Source organism: Cellulomonas biazotea (assembly GCF_004306155.1).
In the GTDB taxonomy this organism is placed as follows: Bacteria; Actinomycetota; Actinomycetes; order Actinomycetales; family Cellulomonadaceae; genus Cellulomonas; species Cellulomonas biazotea.
The window spans coordinates 1-2,341 of sequence record NZ_BIMR01000395.1; the positions used below are offsets into that span (position 1 = coordinate 1).

Consider the following 2,341-nt stretch of genomic DNA (forward strand, 5'->3'; position numbering starts at 1 on the left):
GGCCGGGGCCGGCGCGGGGGCGGCCGGAGCAGCCGGGGCGGCGGGCGCGGCCGGAGCCGGACGCGCGGGTGCCTTGGGGGCGGGGGCCGACGCCGAGGCGCCACCACCCGCGGGGTAGGTGTCGCGCAGCTTGCGCACGACGGGCGGCTCGATGGTCGAGCTCGCCGAGCGAACGAACTCACCGAGCTCGTTCAGCTTGGTCATGAGGGTCTTGCTGTCGACTCCGAGCTCCTTGGCGAGCTCGTAGACGCGGACCTTGGCCACATCTCTCCTGTCCTGGCCCGCCCCCGGACAGGGTCGGACCGTCGTTAGTGCTGGGTACTCATCTCTGGGTACTCATCGGTGCGTGCTCATCGGGCAGCCATCGGCTTCCAACCCGCTTTCCGTCTCGACGATCGGCCTTCGTCACCGGGAGGTCCCGGGGACGTCCTGCTCGTCCATGCTCGCGAGGTGCTCGTGGACCGCACGCGTACCGGGGGGACCCGCCACGCGCAGGGCCCGCCCGAACGCCCTGCGGCGCTCGGCGAGCTCGAGACATGCACGATCGGGGTGCAGCCACGCACCCCTGCCCGGCATCCGGCGACCGGTGTCCACGACCAGCTCCGGGAGTCCCGGAACGGCCTCGGTCACGACCACCCTCAGCAGGGCTGACCTCGGGCCGGTCGCGCGGCACCCCACGCACGTGCGCACCGGACCCACGACGGGCACGGTGGGTGCGGGGTCGGGGGTCCGCCTGCTCGGCGAGGAGAGCCGGGCGTCCGGCCCAGCCGTCGACAGTCTACCCCGACGCGTCACCGGTGCTGACCGGGGCGGCCCTGCGTCGGCGCGGAGGTCGGCTCGGAGGTCGGCTCGGAGGCCGGCGACTGCGTCGAGGGCCGGGCGCCGTCCGGCGCCCCGTCCCCGGCCTGCTCGGCGTCGGAGCGGATGTCGATCCGCCAGCCCGTGAGCTTCGCGGCGAGGCGGGCGTTCTGCCCCTCCTTGCCGATCGCGAGGGACAGCTGGTAGTCGGGCACCACGACGCGCGCGGCCCGCGCCGTCGGGTCGACGACCGTCACCGACAGGACGCGTGCGGGCGACAGGGCGTGCGCGATCATCTCCGCCGGGTCGTCCGAGTGGTCGACGATGTCGATCTTCTCGCCGTGCAGCTCCGCCATGACCGCGCGCACCCGGCCGCCCATGGGTCCGATGCACGCGCCCTTCGCGTTGACGCCCGCGACCGTCGCTCGGACGGCCATCTTCGTGCGGTGACCCGCCTCGCGCGCCAGCGCCGTGATCTCGACCGTGCCGTCGGCGACCTCCGGGACCTCGAGCGCGAACAGCCGCCGCACGAGGTTCGGGTGGGTGCGCGAGAGCGTGACCTGCGGGCCGCGGGGCCCGCGGGCGACCTCGAGGACGAACGCGCGCAGCCGCTCGCCGTGCACGTACTCCTCCCCCGGCACCTGCTCGTGCTGGGGCAGCACCGCCTCGGTGCCGCCCACGTCGACGAGCACGGTCCGCGGGTCGCGGCCCTGCTGGATGACGCCGCCGAGGACCTCGCCCTCCTTGCCGCGGAACGTGCCGAGGACCTGGTCGTCCTCGGCGTCGCGCAGCCGCTGGACGATAACCTGGCGCGCCGTCGCCGTCGCGATGCGGCCGAAGCCCGCGGGCGTGTCGTCGAACTCGGGTGTCTCGACCTCCGCCGGGACGCCGTCCTCGCCGACCGGGGCGGACTCGTGCGCCCACACGGTCACGTGGCCCGAGCGGCGGTCGACCTCCACGCGTGCGCGCTGGTGCGAGCCCGGCGTGCGGTGGTACGCCGACAGGAGCGCCTGCTCGATCGCCGAGACCAGCACGTCGAGGCTGATCTCGCGCTCCCGCTCGAGCAGCCGCAACGCCTGCATGTCGATGTCCATCTCAGCTCTCCTGTCCGGCGGCGTCGGCACCGGGGCCCGCCACGTCGTCGTCGTCCACAGGGCCCAGGCCGCTCAGGTCCACCTCGACGCGCGCGTCGCGCACCTGCGCCAGCGGCACCCGCACGGGCGCGCCCGTCTTCGGCCGTCGCCCCTTGACACCGGGCGTGACCGGGACGACCACGACCGCGTCGTCGCCGTCCGCGTCACCGCGCTCGACGGCGGTCAGCCGACCCGCGAGCGTCCCGCCGTCGACCAGCCGCACGCTCACCGTCCGACCCACCGCGCGGGCGAAGTGCCGGCGCTCGGTCAGCGGCCGCGACACGCCGGGGCTCGACACCTCGAGGGTGTACTCCCCCGCGACCACGTCCTGCGCGTCGAGCGCGTCCGACACGGCACGCGTGACGTCCGCGACCCGGTCCAGGTCGAGCTCGCCCTCGTCGTCCTCGGCG

Annotated in this window: 4 protein-coding genes; all 4 read right to left on the minus strand. The window is 75.0% G+C overall.

Features of this window, described 5'->3' with window-relative positions:
• The coding region (locus CBZ_RS19155) for a translation initiation factor IF-2 N-terminal domain-containing protein (RefSeq protein ID WP_130783047.1) at nt 1–264 on the minus strand (264 nt) is incomplete at its 3' end.
• A 141-nt stretch (nt 265–405) separates the two neighbouring features.
• Complete coding sequence (locus tag CBZ_RS19160) at nt 406–795, minus strand: YlxR family protein (RefSeq protein ID WP_130783048.1); 390 nt, start codon at nt 793–795, stop codon at nt 406–408.
• Entirely contained in the window at nt 792–1,892 is a 1,101-nt protein-coding gene (nusA, locus tag CBZ_RS19165; protein WP_246013552.1) for a transcription termination factor NusA, read from the minus strand. The genes CBZ_RS19160 and nusA overlap by 4 nt, the downstream gene beginning before the upstream one ends.
• Before the next feature lies 1 nt (nt 1,893).
• Nucleotides 1,894–2,341: ribosome maturation factor RimP (gene rimP / locus CBZ_RS19170; protein WP_130783049.1), on the minus strand; the 448-nt coding region annotated here is incomplete at its 5' end.

Bases quoted from the DNA above. Each gene is read 5' to 3' on its own strand.
- nusA (WP_246013552.1), bottom strand. From the start codon at position 1,892: ATGGACATCGACATGCAGGCGTTGCGGCTGCTCGAGCGGGAGCGCGAG.